At 70.9% G+C, this 22,131-nt stretch carries 27 protein-coding genes; 11 read left to right on the forward strand and 16 right to left on the reverse strand.

Going from position 1 to position 22,131, the window contains the following annotated elements:
* On the forward strand, positions 1-877 hold an 877-nt coding region (locus tag H8N03_RS18935), incomplete at its 5' end, for a glycosyltransferase family 4 protein (protein WP_187077783.1).
* Between the two features lie 62 nt (positions 878-939).
* Complete coding sequence (locus H8N03_RS18940; protein WP_187077784.1) at positions 940-1,494, forward strand: cytochrome b; 555 nt, start codon at positions 940-942, stop codon at positions 1,492-1,494.
* On the opposite strand, the gene H8N03_RS18945 is transcribed toward H8N03_RS18940, so the two are convergent.
* On the reverse strand, positions 1,491-2,084 hold the full coding sequence (locus H8N03_RS18945; RefSeq protein ID WP_187077785.1) for an ABC-type transport auxiliary lipoprotein family protein: 594 nt from the start codon (positions 2,082-2,084) through the stop codon (positions 1,491-1,493). The genes H8N03_RS18940 and H8N03_RS18945 overlap by 4 nt on opposite strands.
* Positions 2,081-3,016: an MlaD family protein gene (locus tag H8N03_RS18950; protein WP_187077786.1), complete on the reverse strand. Its 936-nt coding sequence runs from the start codon at positions 3,014-3,016 to the stop codon at positions 2,081-2,083. Before H8N03_RS18950 ends, H8N03_RS18945 begins: the two co-directional genes overlap by 4 nt.
* Before the next feature lie 166 nt (positions 3,017-3,182).
* Here H8N03_RS18950 and H8N03_RS18955 point away from each other — a divergent pair, with 166 nt between their 5' ends.
* From H8N03_RS18955 to H8N03_RS18965, 3 genes are all read left to right on the forward strand, one after another.
* On the forward strand, positions 3,183-3,323 hold the full coding sequence (locus H8N03_RS18955; RefSeq protein WP_187077787.1) for a hypothetical protein: 141 nt from the start codon (positions 3,183-3,185) through the stop codon (positions 3,321-3,323).
* Positions 3,324-3,452: 129 nt separating this feature from the next.
* Entirely contained in the window at positions 3,453-3,641 is a 189-nt protein-coding gene (locus H8N03_RS18960) for a hypothetical protein (protein WP_187077788.1), read from the forward strand.
* A gap of 10 nt (positions 3,642-3,651) precedes the next feature.
* The gene (locus tag H8N03_RS18965; protein WP_187077789.1) at positions 3,652-3,888 is read left to right on the forward strand and encodes a hypothetical protein; all 237 of its coding nucleotides are present in this window, start codon (positions 3,652-3,654) and stop codon (positions 3,886-3,888) included.
* On the opposite strand, the gene H8N03_RS18970 is transcribed toward H8N03_RS18965, so the two are convergent.
* The 11 genes from H8N03_RS18970 to gspG are packed head-to-tail and all read right to left on the reverse strand — an operon-like array spanning position 3,885 to position 13,424.
* Positions 3,885-4,520: a GDSL-type esterase/lipase family protein gene (locus H8N03_RS18970; protein ID WP_187077790.1), complete on the reverse strand. Its 636-nt coding sequence runs from the start codon at positions 4,518-4,520 to the stop codon at positions 3,885-3,887. The genes H8N03_RS18965 and H8N03_RS18970 overlap by 4 nt on opposite strands.
* Positions 4,520-5,923: a type II secretion system ATPase GspE gene (gspE, locus tag H8N03_RS18975; protein WP_187077791.1), complete on the reverse strand. Its 1,404-nt coding sequence runs from the start codon at positions 5,921-5,923 to the stop codon at positions 4,520-4,522. The genes H8N03_RS18970 and gspE overlap by 1 nt, the downstream gene beginning before the upstream one ends.
* Before the next feature lie 4 nt (positions 5,924-5,927).
* The gene (gspD, locus tag H8N03_RS18980) at positions 5,928-8,075 is read right to left on the reverse strand and encodes a type II secretion system secretin GspD (protein ID WP_187077792.1); all 2,148 of its coding nucleotides are present in this window, start codon (positions 8,073-8,075) and stop codon (positions 5,928-5,930) included.
* 17 nt (positions 8,076-8,092) lie between these two features.
* Positions 8,093-8,884, reverse strand: a complete 792-nt coding sequence (gene gspN, locus H8N03_RS18985; protein ID WP_187077793.1) for a type II secretion system protein N — start codon at positions 8,882-8,884, stop codon at positions 8,093-8,095.
* A gap of 4 nt (positions 8,885-8,888) precedes the next feature.
* Complete coding sequence (locus tag H8N03_RS18990) at positions 8,889-9,368, reverse strand: type II secretion system protein M (protein WP_187077794.1); 480 nt, start codon at positions 9,366-9,368, stop codon at positions 8,889-8,891.
* Positions 9,365-10,573: a type II secretion system protein GspL gene (gene gspL, locus H8N03_RS18995; RefSeq protein ID WP_187077795.1), complete on the reverse strand. Its 1,209-nt coding sequence runs from the start codon at positions 10,571-10,573 to the stop codon at positions 9,365-9,367. Before gspL ends, H8N03_RS18990 begins: the two co-directional genes overlap by 4 nt.
* Positions 10,574-10,606: 33 nt before the next feature.
* A complete protein-coding gene (gene gspK, locus H8N03_RS19000; protein ID WP_187077796.1) occupies positions 10,607-11,572 on the reverse strand; it encodes a type II secretion system minor pseudopilin GspK in 966 nt (321 codons plus the stop codon).
* Positions 11,569-12,222: a PulJ/GspJ family protein gene (locus H8N03_RS19005; protein WP_187077797.1), complete on the reverse strand. Its 654-nt coding sequence runs from the start codon at positions 12,220-12,222 to the stop codon at positions 11,569-11,571. Before H8N03_RS19005 ends, gspK begins: the two co-directional genes overlap by 4 nt.
* A complete protein-coding gene (gene gspI / locus H8N03_RS19010; RefSeq protein WP_187077798.1) occupies positions 12,222-12,578 on the reverse strand; it encodes a type II secretion system minor pseudopilin GspI in 357 nt (118 codons plus the stop codon). The genes H8N03_RS19005 and gspI overlap by 1 nt, the downstream gene beginning before the upstream one ends.
* Entirely contained in the window at positions 12,575-13,015 is a 441-nt protein-coding gene (locus H8N03_RS19015; RefSeq protein ID WP_187077799.1) for a pilus assembly FimT family protein, read from the reverse strand. Before H8N03_RS19015 ends, gspI begins: the two co-directional genes overlap by 4 nt.
* Positions 12,990-13,424, reverse strand: a complete 435-nt coding sequence (gspG, locus tag H8N03_RS19020) for a type II secretion system major pseudopilin GspG (RefSeq protein ID WP_187077800.1) — start codon at positions 13,422-13,424, stop codon at positions 12,990-12,992. The genes H8N03_RS19015 and gspG overlap by 26 nt, the downstream gene beginning before the upstream one ends.
* 21 nt (positions 13,425-13,445) lie before the next feature.
* Here gspG and H8N03_RS19025 point away from each other — a divergent pair, with 21 nt between their 5' ends.
* Positions 13,446-13,931 (forward strand): type II secretion system protein N, encoded by a 486-nt coding sequence (locus H8N03_RS19025; protein ID WP_187077801.1) that lies wholly within the window; start codon positions 13,446-13,448, stop codon positions 13,929-13,931.
* On the opposite strand, the gene H8N03_RS19030 is transcribed toward H8N03_RS19025, so the two are convergent.
* Both H8N03_RS19030 and ilvA read right to left on the reverse strand, forming a co-directional pair.
* Positions 13,904-14,629: an adenosylcobinamide-GDP ribazoletransferase gene (locus H8N03_RS19030; protein WP_187077802.1), complete on the reverse strand. Its 726-nt coding sequence runs from the start codon at positions 14,627-14,629 to the stop codon at positions 13,904-13,906. The two genes, H8N03_RS19025 and H8N03_RS19030, sit on opposite strands and share 28 nt — an antisense overlap.
* Before the next feature lie 4 nt (positions 14,630-14,633).
* Positions 14,634-16,190 (reverse strand): threonine ammonia-lyase, biosynthetic, encoded by a 1,557-nt coding sequence (ilvA, locus tag H8N03_RS19035; protein ID WP_187077803.1) that lies wholly within the window; start codon positions 16,188-16,190, stop codon positions 14,634-14,636.
* 268 nt (positions 16,191-16,458) lie between these two features.
* Here ilvA and H8N03_RS19040 point away from each other — a divergent pair, with 268 nt between their 5' ends.
* Complete coding sequence (locus H8N03_RS19040; protein ID WP_187077804.1) at positions 16,459-16,929, forward strand: OsmC family protein; 471 nt, start codon at positions 16,459-16,461, stop codon at positions 16,927-16,929.
* A gap of 3 nt (positions 16,930-16,932) precedes the next feature.
* On the opposite strand, the gene coq7 is transcribed toward H8N03_RS19040, so the two are convergent.
* On the reverse strand, positions 16,933-17,550 hold the full coding sequence (gene coq7 / locus H8N03_RS19045) for a 2-polyprenyl-3-methyl-6-methoxy-1,4-benzoquinone monooxygenase (RefSeq protein WP_187077805.1): 618 nt from the start codon (positions 17,548-17,550) through the stop codon (positions 16,933-16,935).
* Positions 17,551-17,869: 319 nt separating this feature from the next.
* On the opposite strand from coq7, the gene H8N03_RS19050 reads away from it, so the two are divergent.
* From H8N03_RS19050 to H8N03_RS19065, 4 genes are all read left to right on the forward strand, one after another.
* A complete protein-coding gene (locus H8N03_RS19050; RefSeq protein WP_187077806.1) occupies positions 17,870-18,961 on the forward strand; it encodes a porin in 1,092 nt (363 codons plus the stop codon).
* An 89-nt stretch (positions 18,962-19,050) separates the two neighbouring features.
* Positions 19,051-19,815, forward strand: a complete 765-nt coding sequence (locus tag H8N03_RS19055) for a DUF3047 domain-containing protein (protein WP_187077807.1) — start codon at positions 19,051-19,053, stop codon at positions 19,813-19,815.
* Positions 19,816-19,909: 94 nt separating this feature from the next.
* Entirely contained in the window at positions 19,910-20,890 is a 981-nt protein-coding gene (locus tag H8N03_RS19060) for an ABC transporter permease (protein WP_187077808.1), read from the forward strand.
* The gene (locus H8N03_RS19065; protein WP_187077809.1) at positions 20,890-22,110 is read left to right on the forward strand and encodes a M20 aminoacylase family protein; all 1,221 of its coding nucleotides are present in this window, start codon (positions 20,890-20,892) and stop codon (positions 22,108-22,110) included. The genes H8N03_RS19060 and H8N03_RS19065 overlap by 1 nt, the downstream gene beginning before the upstream one ends.
* Positions 22,111-22,131 lie beyond the last annotated feature (21 nt).

The following is a 22,131-nucleotide window of genomic DNA, read 5'->3' on the forward strand; positions in this document are numbered from 1 at the left end:
GAAGTACCCGGTGCAGCAGCCGGACGTGTTCTCCGGCCTGCGCAGCCACGTCGCCACCTTGCACGGCATGATCGAGCACGGCAGCGCCTTCGGCGTGACGGAGCAGGAGCTGCGCACCGCCGACAGGAACGTCACCATCTGGGTCTACACCGCGGACAAGAACCTCGGCCCCTTCGTGGACACCGGCATGCTGGATGCGGACCGGTCCCGCTTCCTGAAGATGCCCAATGGCATCCAGACGCCGGTGATCGAACCGGTGCCGCGCGCGCAGCTGGGCATTCCCGACGATGCGTTCGTCCTGTGCTGCGTGAGCCGCGCGATCCCGGACAAGGGCTGGTCCGAGACCATCGCCGCCGTGGAGCGGGCGCGGGAGCTCTCGGGACGGGACATCCGCCTGGTGCTCGTGGGCAACGGTCCCGTGTACGACGAGTACCTGCGCCGCGGCGTCCCCGCTTTCGTGCACCTCGTGGGCTTCAGCGAGAACTCCGCGGGGCATTACGCGGGTGCCGACATGGGCATCATGCTCACGCGCTTCCGTTCGGAGAGCTTCCCGCTGACCATCGTCGACTGCCTGTTCGCCGGCAAGCCCTACATCGCCACGGACGTCGGCGACATCCGCAACATGCTCACCTCGCCGGATGGCGTGGCGGGCGAGGTGATCGAGCTGCAGGACTGGCAGGTGCCCGTGGAGACCGCCGCCGAAGCCATCGCGCGGTTCGTCACGGACGTCGCATGCTACGAGGCAGCCAAGGCTCGCGTGCCGAGGATCGTCGGGCGCTTCCGGATCGACCACGTCGCGTCGCTCTACGTCGACCTGTTCCGGCGGGCACCGGAGCAGGCCATGGAAGCCGTCGCGGAGGAAGCACGCGTCGCCTGAAGCGGCCGGGGTGCGCCTGCCTCACCCCGCCGGCATAAACTGCCTCGTCCCGGACAGGACGCATGGAGGCCAGGCTGGACACGTCGACGCGCTACGGACCGTTCGCCATCGCCTTGCACTGGGCGATGGCCGTGCTGCTCGTCGCGCTGCTCGCCCTCGGCTGGACCATGGTCAGCCTGCCCGACGTCGGCTACGACACCCGCAAGATCACGCTGATCCTCGTGCACAAGGCGATGGGCATGGTGGCGCTGGCGCTGGTCGCGCTGCGCCTGTCGTGGCGGCTGCGCCGGCCCTTGCCCCCGCTCGCCGGCGGGCTGCCGCAATGGCAGCAGGTCGCCGCGCGGCTCGTGCACCTGCTGTTCTACGCGCTGATGTTCGCGCTGCCGCTGACGGGCTGGGTGATGTCCTCCGCGGGCGGCTACCCCATTCCCTTCTTCGGCTGGTTCGACGTGCCGGACATCACCGGGCCGAACGAGTGGCTGTTCCACCGGAGCATAGAGGTGCACCGCTGGCTCGCGTGGTCGCTGGCGGCACTGCTGGTGCTGCACGCAGGGGCCGCCGTGCACCACCACTTCGTGGTCGGCGACGACACCTTGCGCAAGATGCTGCCGGATTAAGGCATCCTTTCCAGCACGAACTGCGCCGTCTCCCGCAAGGCACGCGCCAATGCCGCGTTGGCGGCCGCCGCGCCGGCGGCGGGCGACTTCTGCTGCATGGTCTCGCGCAACGCCATCTCGCGCGTGCCCAGCACCTTCTGCGCGCGGTCGTCGCTCAGGCGCACGCGCAGCGAGAGCTGCACGACCGGCGGATCGCTCGTGAAGTCCTGCACCAGCTGCGTGAGCTCGGTGCGCAGCGCCAGCGTGCCATTGCCCGCGAGCGGCGGGCCGACCACGGCCGTGAACGCGCCGGTCGCTTCCAGGGTGCGCACCAGCAGCGGCTGCAGCATCTGCGGCGGACGCTCCGCCCAGCGGTGCCGCGCGAAGTAGGCGAGGGCGTGCGGCTGCGACGTGTACGCCATCTGCACGGTGTCGATGGAGGGCCGCGCCTCCGGCGGGAACACGACGAGCGTCAGGTGCGTCCGCGCGTGGCGCGGCACGTCGGCCGGCAGCTGGTCGAGCACCGACAGGGACGTCGGTGCGTCCGCCGCGGGCGCGAACGCGCAGCCTGCCAGCACGGCCGCGAGGATCCAGGGCGACGCGCGGTTCATTCGCCGGGACCGCCCGGCAGCGGCCCGGGCCCGCGCACCAGCAGGGAGGGATTGCGCTGGATCCGCCCGGCCGTGTCGGTGAGCGTCGCCGAGAGCTGGTCCATGCGCACCAGCGTGCGCTGCGCCTGCGGCAGCACCTGCGTCTGCAGGACGATGGCAGCATCGTGGCTGGCCTGCAGCAGCGGCTCCAGCCGGGTGCTGGCCTGCTCGGCGTTCTGCAGGACGGGCACGATGCGCCCGTCCACGGTGGTGGCCAGCCGTTCCATGCGTGCGAGCGCGCCCTCCGCCTGCGGCAGCACGCGCGCGTCCAGCCGCGCCGTGGCGCGCTCGGCGTTCGCCAGGATGCGCTCCATGCGCTCGTTGTTGGCCGCAAGCGTGTGCGTCACCGACTCCAGGCCGGCCACCGCCTGCTTCAGGGAGGCGATCGTCGGTGCGTCCAGCGTGGATTGCAGCAGCCCGTTCACCGCGCGCACGCTCGTGTTCAGTTCCGCGATGGAGGTGTCGAGGCTCACCACGCGCGAAGGCGCCGTGGCGAGTTGCGGATGCGGGTGCCCCGGCTGCGCGACGAGCGCGGCGCCGGGGCCGGGCCCCTCCTCGAGGCTCACCACCATGTAACCGGTGAACCCACGCGTGGCGACGCCGCGTCCGATGATGGTGGCCACCGTGGCCGTGGTGACGGGCACGTCGTGGTTCACCTGCACCAGCACCTGCACCATGCGCGGGGCCAGCAGCCGCACCTCGGCGACCTTGCCGACCTCCACGCCGTGGAACTCCACGGGCGCACCGGCGATCAGGCCCGAGACCGCGTCGGCTGTTCGCAGTTCGTAAGTGTTGTAACGCGCTGGCCCGAAGGACATCCAGGCCGCCACGGCGGCCGTGCCCCCGAGGAGCAGGGCCAGGAAGAGCCAACGCGCCTTGGCGCTTGCATCCATCGTGCGCTCCTTCGCGCAGCTGTGGTGCCTGCGCTCCACCATCAACGATCCCGGCCCGGCAAACCTTCCGCGCGCCAGCCCGGCCGTGTGTATCTCCTGCCGCTTTCGGTTGCCCCACGGCTGGCGCAGGCCTGCCTAGACTCCGCGCCCACGACACCGCAGGGAGATGAAGGACATGCTGTGCAGGAAGTGCGGAATCATCCCGGACCGCATCCACGCCAAATGGTGGCAGAAGTGGATTCCCACGGCCGCCCGCTATTACTGCGCCGGTTGCGGCAGGCGGTTCGTGCGCCTGTTCGGCACCTGAGCGAACGGTCCGGCCGAGGTGTAGTCAGGCACCGACAGCCGAGCGCGAGGGCGGACTAGGACCTGCTGCGGACCGCGCCTAAGGACGCGGCCCCCCGTCGCCACCATCATGCAGGGGAAGGAGCTTCCCATGCCTGAAGACCGCACCCCCATCGACCGCGGGATGGCCCATCCGGCCCCCGAACGCGCCACGATTCCGCAGCCCAAGCCGAGCGCCGACGACGACAAGCGCGAGCTCGTGCCCAACCAGCAGGGCACGGAAGAGAAGAAGCAGCCGGGCGTCGGCGGGCACACGGACTTCGTGCAGCAGCCGGATTGAGGGGATCGCCATGGTGATGTTCAAGGCCAAGTTCCGCCCGCTCGCCGCGGGCACCCTGCTGCAGGCGCAGCAACAGCAGCAACCGCAATCGCCCCGCCGCACGGGCCAGCAACAGCAGCAACCGCAGCAGCCGCAGCCGAAGGTCCCGCCGATCGAGGACGAGCGCGGGCCGCAGGCGCCGGTGCGCGAGCCGGAGCCGCGGCACGAGCCGGAGCGCGCGCGCGAGACCGAACGCGCCCTGGCCTAGCTTTTCGCCGCCAGCCCCAGTTCGCGCGCGGTCTTCGCCAGGCCGTCCGCGAACAGTTCGTACCCGCGCGCGTTGGCGTGCACCGCGTCCGAGCGCAACGCCGGGTCGCTCAGCACGCCCGACCAGCCGCCCCCGTGCACGGGCAGCTTCAGCTCCTCCGCGATCTCCGCGTAGAGGGGATGGTCCCCGAGCGAACGCGCCACGGCAGCCATCACGTTGAGTTCCGGGATCGCCACCAGCAGCACCTGGGCGCCCGAGGCACGCGCCTGTTCGCACGTGGCCCGCACGTTCGCCCGCGTGTCCTGCACCGGCAGCCGGCGCAGGAAGTCGTTGCCGCCGATGCCCACGATCACCAGCGCCGGTGCATGCTCCTGCAGCAGGCCGGGCAGGCGAGCCAGCGCGCCCGCGGAGGTGTCGCCCGGGATGCCGGCGTTCACGACGTTCCAGCCCGTGAGCCGCGCCAGGACGGTGGGGTAGCTGCTGTCGGGCGAGGCCCCCGTGCCGAAGGTGAGCGAATCGCCGAGCGCCAGCACCGTGGCGCCCGCAGGCACGGCCTGCATCCGCGAGCGGCGCGAGCAACCCGCGAGGGCCAGCGTGGCAGCGGCCAGCAGCAGCGAACGGCGCGACGCCATCAGTCGCGCGTGACCCGCAGCACTTCCTCGCGGGAGGTGATGCCCTCGCGCACGAGGCGCTCGCCGTCGTCGCGCATCAGGCGCATGCCGTGCGCCAGCGCCGATTGCCGGATCTCCGATTCGGCGGCGCGGTTGTGGATCAGGCCGCGCACCTGTTCGTCGGCCATCATCAGCTCGAAGATGCCGGTGCGCCCGTGGTAGCCCGTGTAGCCGCAATGCTGGCAACCGCGGGCCACGCCTTCCACTTCCACCTTGCAGTACTCGCACAGCTTGCGCACCAGGCGCTGCGCCAGCACGCCGAGCAGCGACGAGCTGAGGAGGAAAGGCTCGACGCCCATGTCGGTCAGGCGCGTCACGGCGCTGGCCGCGTCGTTGGTGTGCAGCGTCGCCAGCACGAGGTGGCCCGTCAGCGATGCCTGGATGGCGATCTGCGCGGTCTCGAAGTCGCGGATCTCGCCGATCATGATCACGTCGGGGTCCTGGCGCAGGATGGCGCGCAGCGCCTTGGCGAAGTCGAGGTCGATCTTCGCGTTGACCTGCGTCTGGCCGATGCCGGGCAGCTCGTACTCGATCGGGTCCTCCACCGTCATGATGTTGCTGGTGGAAGAATCCAGCCGCGAGAGCGCGGCATAGAGGGTGGTCGTCTTGCCGGAACCGGTCGGGCCGGTCACGAGGATGATGCCGTGCGGCTGCTCGATCAGCGCCAGGAAGCGGCGCAGCGTGTCGCCGGTCATGCCGACGGACTCCAGGCTGATGCGGCTCTCGCTCTTGTCCAGGAGACGCAGCACCGCGCGCTCGCCGTGCGCGCTGGGCAGCGTGGACACGCGCACGTCGACCGCGCGCGTGCCGATGCGCAGCGAGATGCGGCCGTCCTGCGGCAGGCGTTTCTCGGCGATGTCGAGCTCCGCCATGATCTTCAGGCGCGAGATCAGCGCGGCGTGCAGCGCGCGGTTCGGCTGCACCACCTCGCGCAGCGCGCCGTCCACGCGGAAGCGCACGCTGGAATGGCGCTCGTACGGCTCGATGTGGATGTCGCTCGCGCCGTCGCGCGCCGCCTGCGTCAGCAGCGCGTTCAGCATGCGGATGATGGGCGCGTCGTCGCTCGCCTCCAGCAGGTCTTCCACCGCGGGCAGCTCCTGCATCATGCGCGTCAGGTCGGCGTCGTTCTGCACTTCGCTGACCACCGTGGCGGCGCTCGACTCGCCCTGCGCGTACGCGGCGGAGATGCGCTGCGCCAGCGCCGGCGGCTCCAGCTGCTGCAGGCTGCGCACGGGGTACTTGCGCAGCACCTCGCTCCAGGCGGGGGCAGGCGTCCCGGCGTGCCACAGCACGAGCTGCTCGCCGTCGTCCTCCAGCAGCAATTGCTGCGTGCGCGCGAAGGCGTAAGGCAACGGGTAGCGCATGGCGTCAGCGCACGGAAGGCGCCGTCGTCGCTGGAGCGGGGATGAACGGCGAGTTGATGTTCGGGTTGGAAGGCGGCGGCGCGGCGATCTCGGGGGAGATCGGTGCGCCTTCGACGCCGCGCAGCAGCATGCTGGGCGCGGGCTGCACGTTCTGCTGCTTGGCGCGCATCAGGTTGTAGCGGTCGATGGACAGCGCGTCCGTGTCGTTGGCGTCGCGCACGATCACCGGCCGCAGGAACACCATCAGGTTGCTCTTGGTCCGCGAGCGGGTCTCGGTGCGGAACAGGTTGCCCAGGCCGGGCACGTCGCCCAGGCCCGGCACCTTCTGCTCGTTGCCGGAATACTGGTCCTGCAGCAGGCCGCCCAGCACCACGATGGAGCCGTCCTCCACGAGCACGTTGGACTCGATCTGGCGCTTGTTGGTGGTGGGGCCGTTCAGGGCGTTCTCGGTGCCGGGCCGCACGCTGGACGCTTCCTGGTAGATCGTCAGGCGCACCGTGCCGTTGTCGTTGATCTGCGGCTTCACCCGCAGCGTGATGCCCACGTCCTTGCGCTCGATCGTCTGGAACGGGTTCACCGAGCTGTTCGAAGTGCCCGTGTTCGTGAACTGGCCGGTCACGAAAGGCACGTTCTGGCCGATGACGATCTTCGCTTCCTCGTTGTCGAGCGTCAGCAGCGAAGGCGTGGACAGCACGTTGCCGTCGCCGGTGCTCTGGAAGAAGCGGGCGAGCGCGCTCAGCACGTAGCGGCCGTCGATGTTGCGCACCGCGCCGATGTTGATGCCGGGCGCGGGCGTGACCGGTGAGTCCGTGCTGGTCGCGCGGGTCGCGAGGTCGATGATGTTCGTCCCGCCGATCGTGAAGTTGCTGCCGATCACGCCGACCAGGCTGTTGTTCACGTTGCCGATGATCGTCTGCCACTGGATGCCGAACTCGGCGGCCTTGTCGGCGTTCACTTCGACGAGCAGGCTTTCCACCAGCACCTGCGCACGGCGGCCATCGAGCTGGTCGATCACCGCGCGCAGCTGCCGGTACTGCGGCTCGGGCGCCGTGATGATCAGCGAGTTGGTCGCGGGGTCGGCCTGGATCTGGCCGCCGGTGGAAGGCTGTGCGGACGGCGTGATGGGCGCGTTGGCCGCGCTCGTCCCCGTGGCGCCGGCGCCGCTCAGGCCGCTCGTCACGGCGGGCGACGTCGCGGTGGTGGTGCCGACGACGTTCGTGCCGGCGCCCTGGCCCGTGGGGCTCATGCTCGCGAGGGCAGCGCGCAGCACCACGGCGAGCTTGGTCGCCTCCGCGTTGCGCAGGTAGACCACGTGGATGTTGCCCAGCGCCCCGCCCGTTCCCGCGACGTCCAGCCGCGTCACGATGGAGCGCACGAGGTTCAGCCGCGCCGCATTGGACGCGCGCACGATCAGCGAGTTGCTGCGCGGCTCCGCGATCACGGTGGTGCGGAACGAGGTGTCGCTCTGGCCCTGCGGGGCGGGAGTCCCGCCCGCACCCGTCGCCGACGAATCCACCAGGCGCTGCACGATGGGCGCGAGGTCCACGGCCAGCGCGTGCTGCAGGTTGATCACCTCGACGTCGGTGGCGTTGGACACGTCCAGGGCCGCGATGATGCGCGCGAGCCGCTGCAGGTTGTCGGCGTAGTCGGTGATCACCAGGGAGTTGTTCCCCGGGTTCAGGTTGATCGTGTTGTTCGGGCTGATCAGGGGCCGCAGGATGGGCACCAGGTTGGCCGCGTTCTCGTGGTTCAGGCGGAAGATCTGCGTGACGATCTGGCTGCCCGTGGCCGTGCCGTCCACCGAGACGGTGCCGCTCTGCAGCTTGGCCTCCGCCTCGGGCACCACCTTCAGGAGGCCGCCCGCGTCCACCACCGCGAAGCCGGAGAGGCGCAGCGTGGCCACGAACTGGTTGAAGGCCTGCGCCGGCGGCACGGGGCGATCGGTCGACAGCGTGATGGTCCCTTTCACCCGCGGGTCCACGACGATGTTGCGCCCCGTGATGGCCGCCATGGTCCGCGCCACGGCTTCGATCTCGGCGTTCTGGAAGTTGAGGGTGATGGGCTCGGCGGCTCGCTGCGCCTGCACGGCGGGCGGCGCCGCACCCAGCAGGGCGGCAAGGGCCAGCGACGCGGCGGCGGAACGGTAATTCATGCGGTGGTCCCGGGGCTTCAGCCGATGGAGATGAGCGACCGCTCGCCGGTGCGGCGGCCGATGATGTTCAGGAGGTTGGCGAGGGCGCTCTCGCTGCCCGGCACCGCGCTGGCCTCGCCGCGGAAACGCAGGCGCTGGCCGACCCATTGGCCGGAGCCGGAGAGCTGCAGGCTGCCCTCCAGGGTCGCGAGCCGCAGTGTCGCCTGCGTGCCGCCTTGCAAGGTGATGCGGTAGCTGCCCATGGGCCTCAGGGTAGACAGGCGCGATGCCACGCGCAGCGCCTCCAGGTCGGCCCGCCCCGCGATGCGCGGGCGGCCTTCGACCCATTCTACTGAAAGGCCTTGCGTGGAGAGGCGGACTTCACCATCGAGTTGCAATGTATTCCAGGGGGTGCCGAGGCCCGCCAGCACCGTGGCCGGCCACTCGGAGACCGTGTCCGCGACCTGCAGTTGCCAGCCGGCGATGCGCCAGCGCGCGCGCAGGTCCACGGGGCGCGGGGTGCAGCATTCGGCGCGCAACTGCGCCACGGCGCCGTCCCAGCGCGCCTGCAGGCGCCAGGCCAGGCGCCCCGGCAGGGCCGCCGCGTCGGTGCTGCCGCGGCCCCCGGTGAGCACCAGGCGGGCGGAGCCGTCCCAGACCGTGCCGCGGGGCTCCGCGAGCTGCACCTGGCCGGCGGTCGCCCGGTCGACGGCGGCGGCGAGCCAGCGGGCCGGCGCGAAGGCGATGAAGGCGTAGACGGCACCCAGCACCGCGCCGGCGACCGCCCAGGGCCACGGACTCGTGCGGGGACGACGGGGAGCGCGCGCCACGGGCTCAGCGCGCGGGCAGCGCCAGCACCAGCGTGCCGTCCCAGCCGCCGGAGGCGTTGCGCGTGAGCTTGGCTTCGCCGGGCACGGCGCGCGCGTTGGTGCGGACCTGCGACAGCCATTGCGCGAGGGACGCGGCGGGCGTGTTGGTCAGCGTCACGCTGACGCGGTCGCCGGCGATGCTGTAGCGGGCGCTCACCCCCAGCTGCTGGCGGATCGCCGCTTCCAGCTGGCGCATGGATTCGTCGGCGTTCTGGCGGGGCAGCGACTGCATCTGCCGGGCCTGCTGCTGCAGCCGCAGCATGGCGGCGAGCTGCGCGTCCAGCGCCCGGTGCTGCGCCTCGGCGCCGCGCAGGGTGGCGATGGCCGGCCCGAGCGCGATCCACCAGAGCAGGGCCACGGCGACCAGGCCGCCGGCGCCGGCGACCAGCGCGCGCTCGCGCGGCGCGAGCGCATTCCAGCGGGCGAGCAGGGCCTGGCGGTTCATCGCACGTCCTCCGCGGCGAGCACGAGCGCCGCGCCGTCGGCGGTGGCGGCGTAGCCGAGTGGCCGCAGCTGCGCGGCGACGGTCCGCAGTTCGTCCGGCGACAGCGCGAGGCCGGAGGCGCGCAGCTGCCCGTTCGCGTAGTCGAAGGCCGAGGGCGCGCGGCCCGGAGGCAGGGCGGCGGCGAGCGCGGCGAGCAGCGCGTCGAGGTCGCGCGGCGACGCCGTCCCGGTCTGCTGGCGCAGCGCGGCGACTTCGCGTTCCATCTGCACGGGCGCGTCGACGATCACGCGCACGTTCGGGAAAGTCTCGCGCAGGATGCGCTGCACGGCCTCGCGCTTGTCGGCCAGGCTCGCGTTCTCCTTCCACGCCCACGCGTTCAGGCCGGCGAGGTGCACCGCCAGCAGCAGCACGGCGGCCCAGCGCGCCGGGCGCCATTCGGGGCTGCGCAGCAGCTCGCTCCAGCCGGTGGCGATCTTCTTCATCGCCCGCGCGCGCGAGGAGCTGGCGAACTCGAACTGCGCCAGGTCCCAGCGGCTGCGCGCCGACTGCAGCCAGCGTTGCGCGGCCTGCTGCAGCACCCAGGGCTGCGGCAGCAGCTGCTCCGCCAGGGCGGCGACGGCGGGCTCTGCGAGGCGGGGCGCGTCTTCGGGCGGGGCGGGCAGCAGCGGCAGCGTGGCCGCCGAGAGCGGCAGGGCGAGCACGCCGTCCGCGCTGCTGGCCACGATGGTGGCCTGTTCGGGCTCGCCGATCGCGGTCAGCGAGAGGCTGCCTTCCGGCGCGAATTCCGGAACGATGCGCGTCGCCGGGCGGCCCGCGGCCTCCAGCGCCTGCAGCGCCTCGCGCAGCCAGGCGCGGTCGCACACCGCCACCCACGCGGTGTCGCCGCCGCGGACGCCGGGCTGCAGCGCCAGGTGCACGGAATCGGTGTCGTCGAGGAGCTGCTCTTCCAGCAGCCCTTCCAGCGCGGCGCGCAGGCGGGGCGTCCCGGGCGCGATGCCCTTGGGCAGCTCGACGCGATGCCAGGCGACCGCCTGCACCGGCACGACGGCGACGACCTCGGCGCCCGCGCCGCGCGGCAACGGGAGCAGCGCGGCGGGCGAGCGGCCGTGGTCGGCCAGCGCGTGGCCGTCGGTCGTGGACGCATAGGCCCACTCCGTGGTACCCGTGGGTGCACCCGGCGGCAGGAAAACGATGAGCGAGCTCATGGACTGCGCGGCATTGTAGGTGGGGTGCAGCCCTCAGCGGGGCGCTTGCGCCACCTGCTGGAAGGAGCCGCGTTCGCGCTGGATGACTTTCACGTTGCGGCCGGTGCGCTGCACGACCGAACGCTCCTCGATCACCACCTGGTCGACGCGCAGGCGCCCGCGCACCTCGAACCACTGGGTGTCGACGGAGGACGCGGTGAGGTCGAAGGTGGCCGTGGGGATGGCCTTGGACGCGTCCGCCACGCTGCGGAAAGGCTGGCGGTCGCGCTCGGCCACCATGCGCTTCGCGTCGGCGAGGCTCATGTTGCGGCCGACCGCGTAGATGGCTTCGGCAGGCGCGGTATTGAGGTTCACCTGCGTGGACGCGCTCGGCAGGATGGTGACGTAGGGCTCCAGGGCGGCGATCACTTCCGGCTGCACGCCCAGCCACGTGAGTTGCTCCATGCGCTGCGGCTGCAGCGCGGCCCGGGACGCATTGCGGTTCTCGACGTTCAGGTCCGCCGCGAAGCGCAGGTTTTCGGTCAGCCGGGTGAGCTGCGCCTGCGGCAGGCCGAGCACGTCGAACAGGCGCTGGAAGCTTTCCACCCACTTCACCTGCACCGAGCCGGCCTGCACCAGGCAGGAGAGATTGAGCTTGGCCTGCAGGTCGGAGATCTCGCCGGAGAGGAACACGTTGTCGGCGTCGCTCGCCGCCGCGTCCATGTTGTTGTTCTGGTCGGCGGCGAGGAAGGTGGACAGGCGGGCTTCCTGCAGCGGCACGGCCCAGGGTTCCGACAGGTAGTCGGTGCGGTCGGCGTTGAAGTCTTCGCGCAGGATCAGGCGCGCCCAGTCCAGCGCGCCGTTGAGGATCCAGCTCGATTGCACGCGGGTGCGGTCGGCCGCCTCCACCTCCACGCTGCGCCATTGCTGCCAGAGCGCCGCGGCGGCGAAGGTGGCGACCATCGTCACCGTCAGCATGGCCGCGAGCAGCGCGGCACCTCGGTGGGCGTTGCGCTTCATGGCGTGAGGGTGGGGCGCATCCAGTCGCGCTGCAGCTGGCCGCCGAGGGCGCGCCCTTCGGGGAGTTGCAGGACCAGGCGCACGCCGTCGGGCAACTGGCCGGCGATGGCCGTCGCGGAGGTGGGCGCCGCGGGCGTCGTGCTGGTGGCAGCGGACTGCGGGTTGGTCCACGCGTTCTCGCGGAAGTAGAAGACCTGCCACTCCAGCAACGGGGTGATGGCGACCTCCTGCGCGCGCATGGCGTCGCTGGGGTTCTGCGCCCAGAGGTCGGCCTGAAGCCACGCCGCCTCGAGGTCGCCGCGCGTGAACACCGGTGCCGATTCCCAGCGGCGCCACTGGCCTTCGCGCCGGGTCCAGCCCACGACGCGCACGCCGTCGGCGGGCGCGAGGCTGCTCTGGCGGGTGAGGCGCAGCACGCGGCCGTTCCACTGGATGGCGGGCGTCGGCGCGAAGGACGCGATCGCGTCCAGGTCGGCGCCCCATTGCGCGAGGCCGGTCTGCAGCGCCAGCACCTCGTCCGCACGGGCTTCCGTCACCTGGCGGGCGCGCATCATGCCGTCGAGGCCGCGCCAGCTGAGGGCGGCGAGCAGCGCCAGCGCGAACAGCGACACCAGCAGTTCGACGAGGGTGAAGCCGCGCGCGCGCCGCATCAATAGCGTCCCATGACGGTGGACAGGCGCAGCACCGGCGAGGCGCCGGCGAACACCTGCGCGTCCACCCGGCGGAAGCTGGGGTTGGGCGTGCCCGACACCTTCACGCGCACGGTGAAGTCCTGGTTGGCCTGCCGGCAACCCTGCTCGCTGTCGCCCACGGAAGGCAGCTGCTTCGCGAGCTTCAGCCGCACCAGCTCGTTCTCCGCGCAGATGTGGGCGAGCAGCACGTCGGACTGGCGCTGCGCGTTGCTCGTGAGGGCGGCCGTCGCCTGCAGGCCGGCGACGAGCGCGATGGCGACGATGCCGAGCGCCACCAGCACTTCGACCAGCGTGAAGCCGCGCGCGTCCTTCATGGCTGCTCCGGCACGATCGCGAAGGGGCGCAGGCCGTCGGTCGCGATGCGCAGCGCCTGCTCCGGATGGGCGGTGCTCGTGAGCACCACGGCCTGCGGCCCGATCACCGGCTCGGGGCCCAGCACCAGGATGCCGCGGCCGACGACGCGTGTCCCGGCATCCAGCCAGTGGTCCGGCAGCGTGCCGCGCGGGAGGCCTTCGAAATGGAAGCCCTGCTCGTCCGCGACCCAGCGGACCGGCTGGCCCGTGAGGCGCGAGCGGGCGCGGGCGGATTCGAGCAGGGCGCCGAGGCGCTGCGCCTCGCGTTCCAGCGAAGCGGCGCCCGCGTCGCGCAGGGCGAAGGCGACGCCGGCGGAAGCGATGGCGATGATCGCCACCACGACCAGCAGTTCGAGGAGGGTGAAGCCCGCCCTATTGCCAGGAGCCGATGTCGGCATTCTTGCCCTCGCCGCCGGCCTGGCCGTCCGCGCCGAAGGACATGACGTCGATCTCGCCCTTCACGCCGGGATTGAGGTACTGGTACGGCCGCCCCCAGGGGTCGTTGGGCAGCTTCTCCAGGTAGGGCTTCCAGTTGGGCGGCACGGGCCCCGCCGCGGGCTTGGCGATCAGCGCCTGCAGCCCCTGTTCCCCCGTGGGGTAGCGCTGGTTGTCCAGCTTGTACAGCTTGAGCGCCTGCATCAGGTTGTTCACGTCCGTGCGGGCCGCGGTGGCGCGCGCGTCGTCGGCGCGATCCAGCACGTTGGGCACGATCAGCGCCGCGAGGACGCCGATGATGACCAGCACCACCATCAGTTCGATCAGGGTGAAGCCGCGCGCGCGCCGGCGGGGGAGGGCATGGGACTGCATCGCTTCAATGATAATCGCCGCATGTGGACCCCGACCCCCGCGTGGACCGTGCGCGGCGCGACCTTTGCGCTGTGGGCCCTTGCTGCGGCGAGCGCCGTGGCCTGGGGCCTGAAGCTGGGCGGCCAGTCCGCCCCGCGGACCGTCCCGCCGGCGCCGCTGCGTGCGCCGGCCGCCGTGGATCCGGTGGCCTTGGCCAGCCTGCTCGGCAGCGCCCCGGCCGCGGCGGCGGCCACGGTGGCCGCGCCGACGCTGGCGAGCCGCTTCCACCTGGTGGGCGTTGCCGCCGGTGCGGCGTCCGGTGCGGGTGCTGCCGTCATCTCGGTGGACGGCAAGCCCGCCCGCCCCTACCGCGTGGGCAGCTCGATCGAGGAGGGCGTCGTGCTGCAGTCGGTCCGGGGACGCCAGGCGGTGCTGGCCAGCAGCGCGGGCCAGCCGCTCGCGACCCTGGAACTGCCCCCGCCGCCGGCGCCGGCCACGGGTCAGAGCCCGATCGCCGTCCCGAGGTAGATCGCCACTTCGCACGCGAGCTGCGAGGCCGCCAGGGCATCGCGGTCGCCCGGCTCCGCCTGCAGGCGCGCGAGGCGCCACATGCCGTAGCAGGCCAGCACGGCGGCCGCCACCGCGAACAGCAGGGCGAACAGGCCCGCGCCCACGAAGAGCAGGACCAGCGGCACGACGCACCAGGCCAGTCCGACCTGGATCGCGCGCGGCGGCACGTCGCCATCCAGCGAGCGCGCGAGCAGCAGCGGCGCGACGCGCGACAGCACCTGCGCCGCGAACAGCGCGGCCATCACGGCCGATTCCGAGAGGGAGGCGAGCGCCGCGAGCAGCACCAGCTTGCCCGTGAGCAGCAGCCACAGGACCAGCGCGCCGGCGCCGGACGTGCCCGGCGCGGCCAGCCCCTGCAGCCGCTCCGCGGTGCGGAACAGGCCGGTCTCGCCGCGGCCGCGCGTGAGCGTCGCCGTGGCCACCATCGCCGCGACCGCCGCGGCCGCCGCACCCCAGGGGCTGGACCGCAGGGCGAGGCCGACGAGCGCGAACACGAGGCAGGCCGCGAGGCCCACGACCCAGCCGGCGCCGGGCAGGTGGGCGTCGCTCGCGCGCACGGATTCGGGGTCGTGCCGCGGCCGCGTGCCGACGCGCAGCACGGTGGCCCGGTGCAGCGCCAGGGCGAAGAGGTCCAGGTGTTCGCGCAGCGTTGCCATGCGTTCAGGCGGCCCCGCCGGTGCGCAGGAACAGCTGGTACACGGGGTTGGCCGTTTCCTCCACGTAGGGATAGCCGAGGGTGTCCAGGAAGGCCTGGAACGCCTTGCTGTCGCCGCGCGGCACCTGCAGGCCCACCAGCGTCCGCCCGTAATCGGCGCCCTGGTTGCGGTAGTGGAAGAGGGAGATGTTCCAGCTCGGACGCATGTGCGAGAGGAACTTGAGCAGCGCGCCCGGACGCTCCGGGAACACGAAGCGCAGCAGGCGCTCGTCCTGCGCCAGGGGCGAAGGGCCGCCCACCATGTGCCGGATGTGCTCCTTCGCGAGCTCGTCGTGCGTGAGGTCCAGCGCCTGGAAACCCTGCTTCGTGAAGTTCGCGGCGAGCCGCACCGACTCGCCCTTGCCGTGGGTGGTGAGGCCCACGAACACGTGGGCCTGGTTCGCGTCGCTGATGCGGTAGTTGAACTCGGTGACGTTGCGCGGTCCGCCGGGCAAGGTGCCGATCAGCTCGATCAGCCGGCGGAAGGCGCCGCGCTCCTCGGGGATGGTGATCGCGAACAGCGCCTCGCGCTCCTCGCCGACCTCCGCCCGCTCCGCGACGAAGCGCAGGCGGTCGAAGTTCATGTTGGCGCCGCACAGGATGGCGGCGTAGGTCGCGCCGCGCGTCTTGTGTTCCGCCACGTACTGCTTGATCGCGGCCACGGCCATGGCGCCGGAGGGCTCGACGATGCTGCGCGTGTCGACGAACACGTCCTTGATCGCGGCGCAGACGGCGTCGGTGTCGACGACGACGTAGCCGTCCACCAGCTCGCGCGCGAGGCGGAAGGTCTCCTCGCCCACCAGCTTCACCGCGGTGCCGTCCGCGAACAGGCCGACGTCGCCCAGCGTCACGCGCTTGTTGGCTTGCACCGAACGCGCCATCGCGTCGGAATCGCTCATCTGGACGCCGATCACCTTCACCTCGGGGCGCACGGACTTGATGTACGCGGCAACGCCGGAGATCAGGCCGCCGCCGCCGATGGCGACGAACACGGCGTCGAGCGGGCCCTGGTGCTGGCGCAGGATCTCCATGGCGATCGTGCCCTGGCCCGCGATCACGTCCGGGTCGTCGAAGGGATGCACGAAGGTGAGCTGGTCGCGCTCGCACAAGGCCTTGGCCTGTTCCGCCGCGTCGGAGTAGCTGTCGCCGTGCAGCACGACCTCGCCGCCGAGCGCCTTCACCGCGTCGACCTTCACTTGCGGCGTGGTCACCGGCATGACGATGACGGCACGCGCGCCCATGCGGTGCGCGGCCAGCGCCACGCCTTGCGCGTGGTTGCCGGCGCTGGCGCAGATCACGCCGCGCTGCAGCTGCTCGGGGCTCAGGTGCGCCATCTTGTTGTACGCGCCGCGCAGCTTGAAGCTGAAGACGGGCTGCTGGTCCTCGCGCTTGAGGAGGACCTTGTTGTGCAGGCGGCGGCTGAGGTTGCGCGCGGCTTCCAGGGGCGTCTCGACGGCGACGTCGTAGACGCGCGCCGTGAGGATCTTCTTGAGGTAATCCTCCGGCTGCAGGTGTTTCTTCATGGCGCGGGAATCATAAAAGGCCGCGCCGGGCACGGCCGGAGTAAGAAAAAAGCCTCCGGATCTTGCGACCCGGAGGCTAAATCCACCAAAGGAGGGTGGAGGAGACAACTTGTGCGGGCCGGCCTCTAGTCCGGCGGGGCTTAGCGGGATCGCTATGCTGTGAGGGCAGTATAGCGGGCATTTTGCTGCGTTGCACAAGTGCCCGTTGCGACGGTGTCGCATTTGCGGAACGAGTTGGCGCTTCGCGCGCCTGGCAAGAGGGAAAAAGATGGAATGCACAGTGACGTGGACCGGCGCGACCGGCGCACGCTCGGGGATGGGTTTCCTGGCCGAGACCGGCAGCGGTCACGTGCTGGTGATGGATGGCGCGCCGGACGAGGCGAAGCCGGAGAACGGCGGGCGCAACCTGGCGCCGCGTCCGATGGAGACGGTGCTCGCGGGCACCGGCGGCTGCACGGCCTATGACGTGGTGCTGATCCTCAAACGCGGCCGCCACGACGTGCGCGGCTGCTCCGTGAAGCTCAGTGCGGAGCGCGCGACGACGGACCCGAAGGTCTTCACGAAGATCCACATGCACTTCACCGTGCGCGGCCGCAAGCTGCCGCCGGCGGCCGTCGAGCGCGCCATCGCGATGAGCCACGAGAAGTACTGCTCCGCGAGCGCCATGCTCGCGAAGACCGCCGAGATGACCACCAGCTTCGACCTGGTGGAGGACGACGCTCCCGCGCCGGCGGCCTGAGCCTCAGAGGTAGTGCGCGGTGGTGGTCATCACCTTGGCCGCCGCGCGCATCGCCATCTTCACGGGCGGCGGCAGGTCGACCGCGCCCGATGCCTGCGCATGCTCCGCATGCGCGGCTTCGTCCAGCTTCATCTGCGCCACGATCGCGCGCGATGCATGGTCCGCCGCGGGCAGGCGCTCGAGGTGGCCCTGCAGGTGCGCTTCGACCTGGCGCTCGGTCTCCACGATGAAGCCCAGGCTCACCGGGTCGCCGAGGCGGCCCGCGACGAGCCCGATCGTGAACGCGCCCGCGTACCAGAGCGGGTTCAGCACCGAAGGGCGGGCGCCGAGCTCGTCGAGGCGGGCCTGCGTCCATGCGAGGTGGTCCGTTTCCTCGCGCGCCGCGCGTTCCAGCGAGGTGCGCAGCGCGTCGTTGCGCGTCGCGAGCGCCTGCGCCGTGTAAAGCGCCTGCGCGCAGATCTCCCCGACGTGGTTCACGCGCATCAGCGCCGCGGCATGGCTGCGCTCCTGCGCGCCGAGGTGGGTGGCGTCGGCCGGCACGACGGGGCAGGGGCGCGTGCCGCGCGGCTTGGCGAAAAGGGTGCGAAGCGCCTGGTCGAAGGCGCCGAGTAGGCGGTCCATGTTGCCGAGTGTAGGAGCGGGACCCCGCGCCGGGGGATGAGCGGCGTCAACGCCCGCGCGAACGGCATTTATTTTGCGATGCGAAATCGCGACGGCGTCTGTTGCGTACGTTCCACTCAGCCTTGGCAGCCTTGTTGCTGGTCTGCCACGAATCGCTTCTTTACGGCCTAAATGTTTTGCTCGCGGGGAAGCGCTCTGGTGGAATAGCAACAACTTCCCAAAAGGAGGTTGGCCCGGGGATCCGGTGGGAACGCGAGCGTGCCTGCATTCGAAGACCCATGCGCACCGGAGCCCTATGTTTAACCTTGGAGAAACTTGCATGAAAAAGTCCCTGATTGCGCTGGCCGTGATGGCTGCCGCTGGCGCGGCTTCCGCCCAGTCGTCGGTCACGCTGTTCGGTATCGTTGACGCGAACATTTCGTATCAGCGTACGTCCGGCGGCGAGAAGAACACCTTCCTGGCCAACTCCGGCTACAACAGCTCGCGTCTGGGCTTCCGTGGCACGGAAGACCTGGGTGGCGGCCTGTCCGCCTCCTTCTGGCTGGAAGGCGCCCTGGCGAACGACGTCGGCTTCGGCGGCTCGCAAGCCACCGGCTTCGACTTCCGTCGTCGCTCCACCGTCAGCCTGGCCGGCGGCTGGGGTGAAGTGCGCCTGGGCCGTGACTATGTCCCGACCTTCTGGAACATGACCGTGTTCGATCCGTTCGGCACGAACGGCGTCGGCTCCAACATCGGCCACAAGGTCAAGCTGGACGGCGGCACCGCTGCCACCGCCGGCGGCATCGTCGACCCGGCGTATGTCCGTTCGAACAACATGGTGCAGTACTTCCTGCCCGCGAACCTGGGCGGCTTCTACGGCCAGATCAGCTACGCCTTCGACGAGACCCCGAACACCGCCGCTGGCCAGCAGAACGCCGGCCGCTACATCGGTGGCCGCCTGGGCTTCGCCTCCGGCCCGTTCAACGTCGCTGCCGCCTACGGCCAGACCGACGGCCAGGAAACCTTCGCGTCTCCCGACGTGAAGAACTGGAACATCGGTGGCCAGTGGGACTTCGGCATGGCCAAGCTGCTGGGTGTGTATGACCGCGCCTCCTACGAGAGCGTCGGCGTCGACAACGACCTGGACACGTGGCTGATCGGTGGCCTGATCCCCGTGGGCGCTGGCGAGATCCGCCTGTCCTACGGCCGTTCCAAGCTGGACACCGCCGGTGGCGATCCGCGCACCAGCCAGTGGGCCCTGGGTTACGTCCACAACCTGTCCAAGCGCACGGCTCTGTACGCCACGTACGCCCACGTGAGCAACAAGGACGGCGCCAACATCTCCGTTGGTTCCTCCCTGCAGAACCGCGTTGCCGGCCTGACGAACGCCAGCAGCTCCGGCTTCGACCTGGGCATCCGCCACAGCTTCTGATTTTCGAACCGGCCGCAAGGCCGGTGCAGAAAACAAGAAACTTGAAAAGCCGCCTTCGGGCGGCTTTTTTTCGTGTCCAATCCAGCCCCATGACTTTGCTGCCCATCCGCTGCCGACGCGTGGCCGCTCTCGCCCTGGCCGCGCTTGCGGGCTGCAGCACCGTGCCGACGGCCACCGCGCCCGACATCGCTGCTTCGCCGTGGGCCGGGCAGTCGGGCCTGCAGCCCGGCGCGCAGGCGAAGTCCTGGTCGCACCAGCGCTTCCCGGGCAAGCAGCCCACCCGCTTCACCTATGCACGCAACGAGGGCCGCGACACCGTCTCGGTGCAGTCGGAGGCTTCGGCCAGCATGCTGCGCCAGGTGCTGCGCATCGAACCCGCGGACCTGGGGCGCGTGCGTTTCTCCTGGAAAGTCCCCGAGCTGATCGAGCAGGCGGACATCGCCACGCGCGAGAGCGACGACGCGCCGGTGCGCCTGGTGCTCGCCTTCGAGGGCGACCGCTCCCGGTTCTCCGCGAAGGACGCCGCGCTGTCGGAGCTGGCGCTCGCACTCACCGGCGAACCCATGCCCTATGCGACGCTGATGTACGTGTGGTGCAACAAGCGCACGCCGGGAACGGTCATCACCAGCCCGCGCACCGACCGCATCCGCAAGCTGGTGCTCGAGTCGGGCCGCGCGCGCCTGGGCGAGTGGCTGGATTACGAGCGCGACATCCGCGCCGACTACGAGCGCGTGTTCGGCGAGAAGCCGGGTGCGCTCGTCGGCATCGCCATCATGACGGACAGCGACAACACGCGCTCGCAGGCCCGCGCCTGGTACGGGCCCATCCGCTTCCTGCCCGTGGCCGCACGCTAGCGCGGCGCCGCCGCGTCAAGGAAACCCCGCTTCGCGGCACGCGGGTTGCTCTGATAGTGTCCTGTCCGACGCAGACCTGTCCCTCCACCGAAGAATGATCGCCTTCATCGTGCGCCGCTTGATCCAGGCTGTGGTCGTCCTGGTGGTGGTGGCGTTCATCGCGTTCCTCCTGTTCCAGTACGTGGGCGATCCGGTGGTGTTCCTGCTCGGGCAGGATGCGAGCCCGCAGCAGATCCGCGAGCTGCGCTCCGCGCTGGGGCTCGACCAGCCCTTCTTCGTGCAGTTCTGGCACTTCCTGGGGAATGCCGCGCAGGGCGAGTTCGGGCTCAGCCTGCGCCAGGGCGCCAAGGTGTCGCGCCTCATCGCGGAGCGCTTTCCCGCCACCTTCGAGCTCGCCGTCGTCGCCGCGCTGCTGGCGCTCCTGCTCGGCGTGCCTCTCGGCGTCTACACGGCGCTGCGCCGCGGCACGGCGGCCAGCCAGGGGGTGATGACCCTCTCGCTGCTGGGCGTGTCGCTGCCGCCCTTCCTGATCGGCATCCTCCTGATCCTGGTGTTCTCCGTGACGCTCGGCTGGGCACCCAGCTTCGGCCGGGGCGAGACGGTGCAGGTGGGCTGGTGGAGCACCGGGCTGCTCACCCTCGACGGCTGGCACCACCTGGTGCTGCCGGCGATCACGCTCGCGGCTTTCCAGCTGGCGCTGATCCTGCGCCTGGTACGCGCCGAGATGCTGGAGGTGCTGCGCACCGACTACATCAAGTTCGCCCGCGCGCGCGGCCTGCCGGACCGCGCGGTGCACTTCGGCCACGCGCTGAAGAACACGCTGGTGCCCGTGATGACGGTGATCGGCCTGCAGCTCGGGCAGCTCATCGCCTTCTCGATCATCACCGAGACCGTCTTCCAGTGGCCCGGCATGGGGCTGCTGTTCATCCAGGCCGTGACCTTCGCCGACATCCCGATGATGGCGGCGTACCTGTGCCTGATCGCCCTGATCTTCGTCGTGATCAACCTGGTCGTCGACCTGCTTTACTTCGCCGTGGACCCGCGCCTGCGCGTGGCGACGGCGGGAGGACATTGATGCTGGCACCCGCTGCCAACCCCCGGCTCGCGCATGCGCGTCCCTTCGCGCACATCGCGCAGTTCCACCCCGAGCTCACCGCCTTCCGGCGCGACCTGCACGCCCATCCCGAACTCGGCTTCGAGGAGGTGTACACCGCCGGCCGCGTGCAGGAAGCCCTGCGCCTGTGCGGGGCCGACGAGGTGCACACGGGCATCGGCAAGACCGGCGTCGTCGGCCTCATCCGCGGCCGCGGAACGTCGAAGCGGATGATCGGCCTGCGCGCCGACATGGACGCACTCACGATGAGCGAGGGCAACGACTTCCCGTGGAAGTCGACGAAGGGCGGCATGATGCACGGCTGCGGCCACGACGGCCACGTGGCGATGCTCGTGGGCGCCGCGCGCTACCTCGCGGAGACCCGCAACTTCGACGGCACCGCGGTGCTGATCTTCCAGCCGGGCGAGGAAGGCTTCGCCGGCGCCAAGGCGATGGTGGAGGACGGCCTGTTCCAGCGCTTCCCGGTGGAGTCGGTGTACGCCATGCACAACTGGCCGGGGCTCAAGCCCGGGTGCTTCGGCATCCGCCACCACGCCATGATGGCTTCGGCGGACCGCGTGACGATCGAGATCACCGGCAAGGGCGGCCACGGCGCGCATCCTTACCTCGCGGTCGACCCGGTGCTCGTCGCCGCGCACATCATCACGGCGGTGCAGAGCATCGTGTCGCGCAACGTGAAGGCCGTCGACGGCGCCGTGATCAGCCTCTGCGCGCTGCAGGCCGGCGACCTGCACGCCATGAGCGTCATCCCCGGCAAGGCCACGCTGGTCGGGACCGTGCGCACCTTCAAGCCCGAGGTGCAGGACATGGTGGAGCGGCGCCTGCACGAACTGTGCACCGCGGTGGCCCTCGGCTTCGGCGCGACGGCGACGGTGAACTACGAGCGCATCTACCCCGCCACCATCAACACGCCGCGCGAGACGGAGTTCGCGGCCGACGTCGCGGAGTCGCTGGTCGGCCCGGAGAACGTGGTGCGCAACATGGAGCCCAGCATGGGTGCCGAGGACTTCTCCTTCATGCTGCAGGTCAAGCCCGGCGCCTACCTGCGCATCGGCCAGGGCGGCGAAGGCAGCTGCATGCTGCACATGACCCGCTACGACTTCAACGACGAGATCCTTCCACTCGGCTCGGCGCTGCACGCCAGCCTGGTGGAGCAGGCGCTGCCCCTCGCGGGCGGCTGACGCTTTCTCACCCTGGCATCA

Source organism: Ramlibacter cellulosilyticus, from assembly GCF_014297465.1.
Classification (GTDB): Bacteria; Pseudomonadota; Gammaproteobacteria; order Burkholderiales; family Burkholderiaceae_C; genus Ramlibacter; species Ramlibacter cellulosilyticus.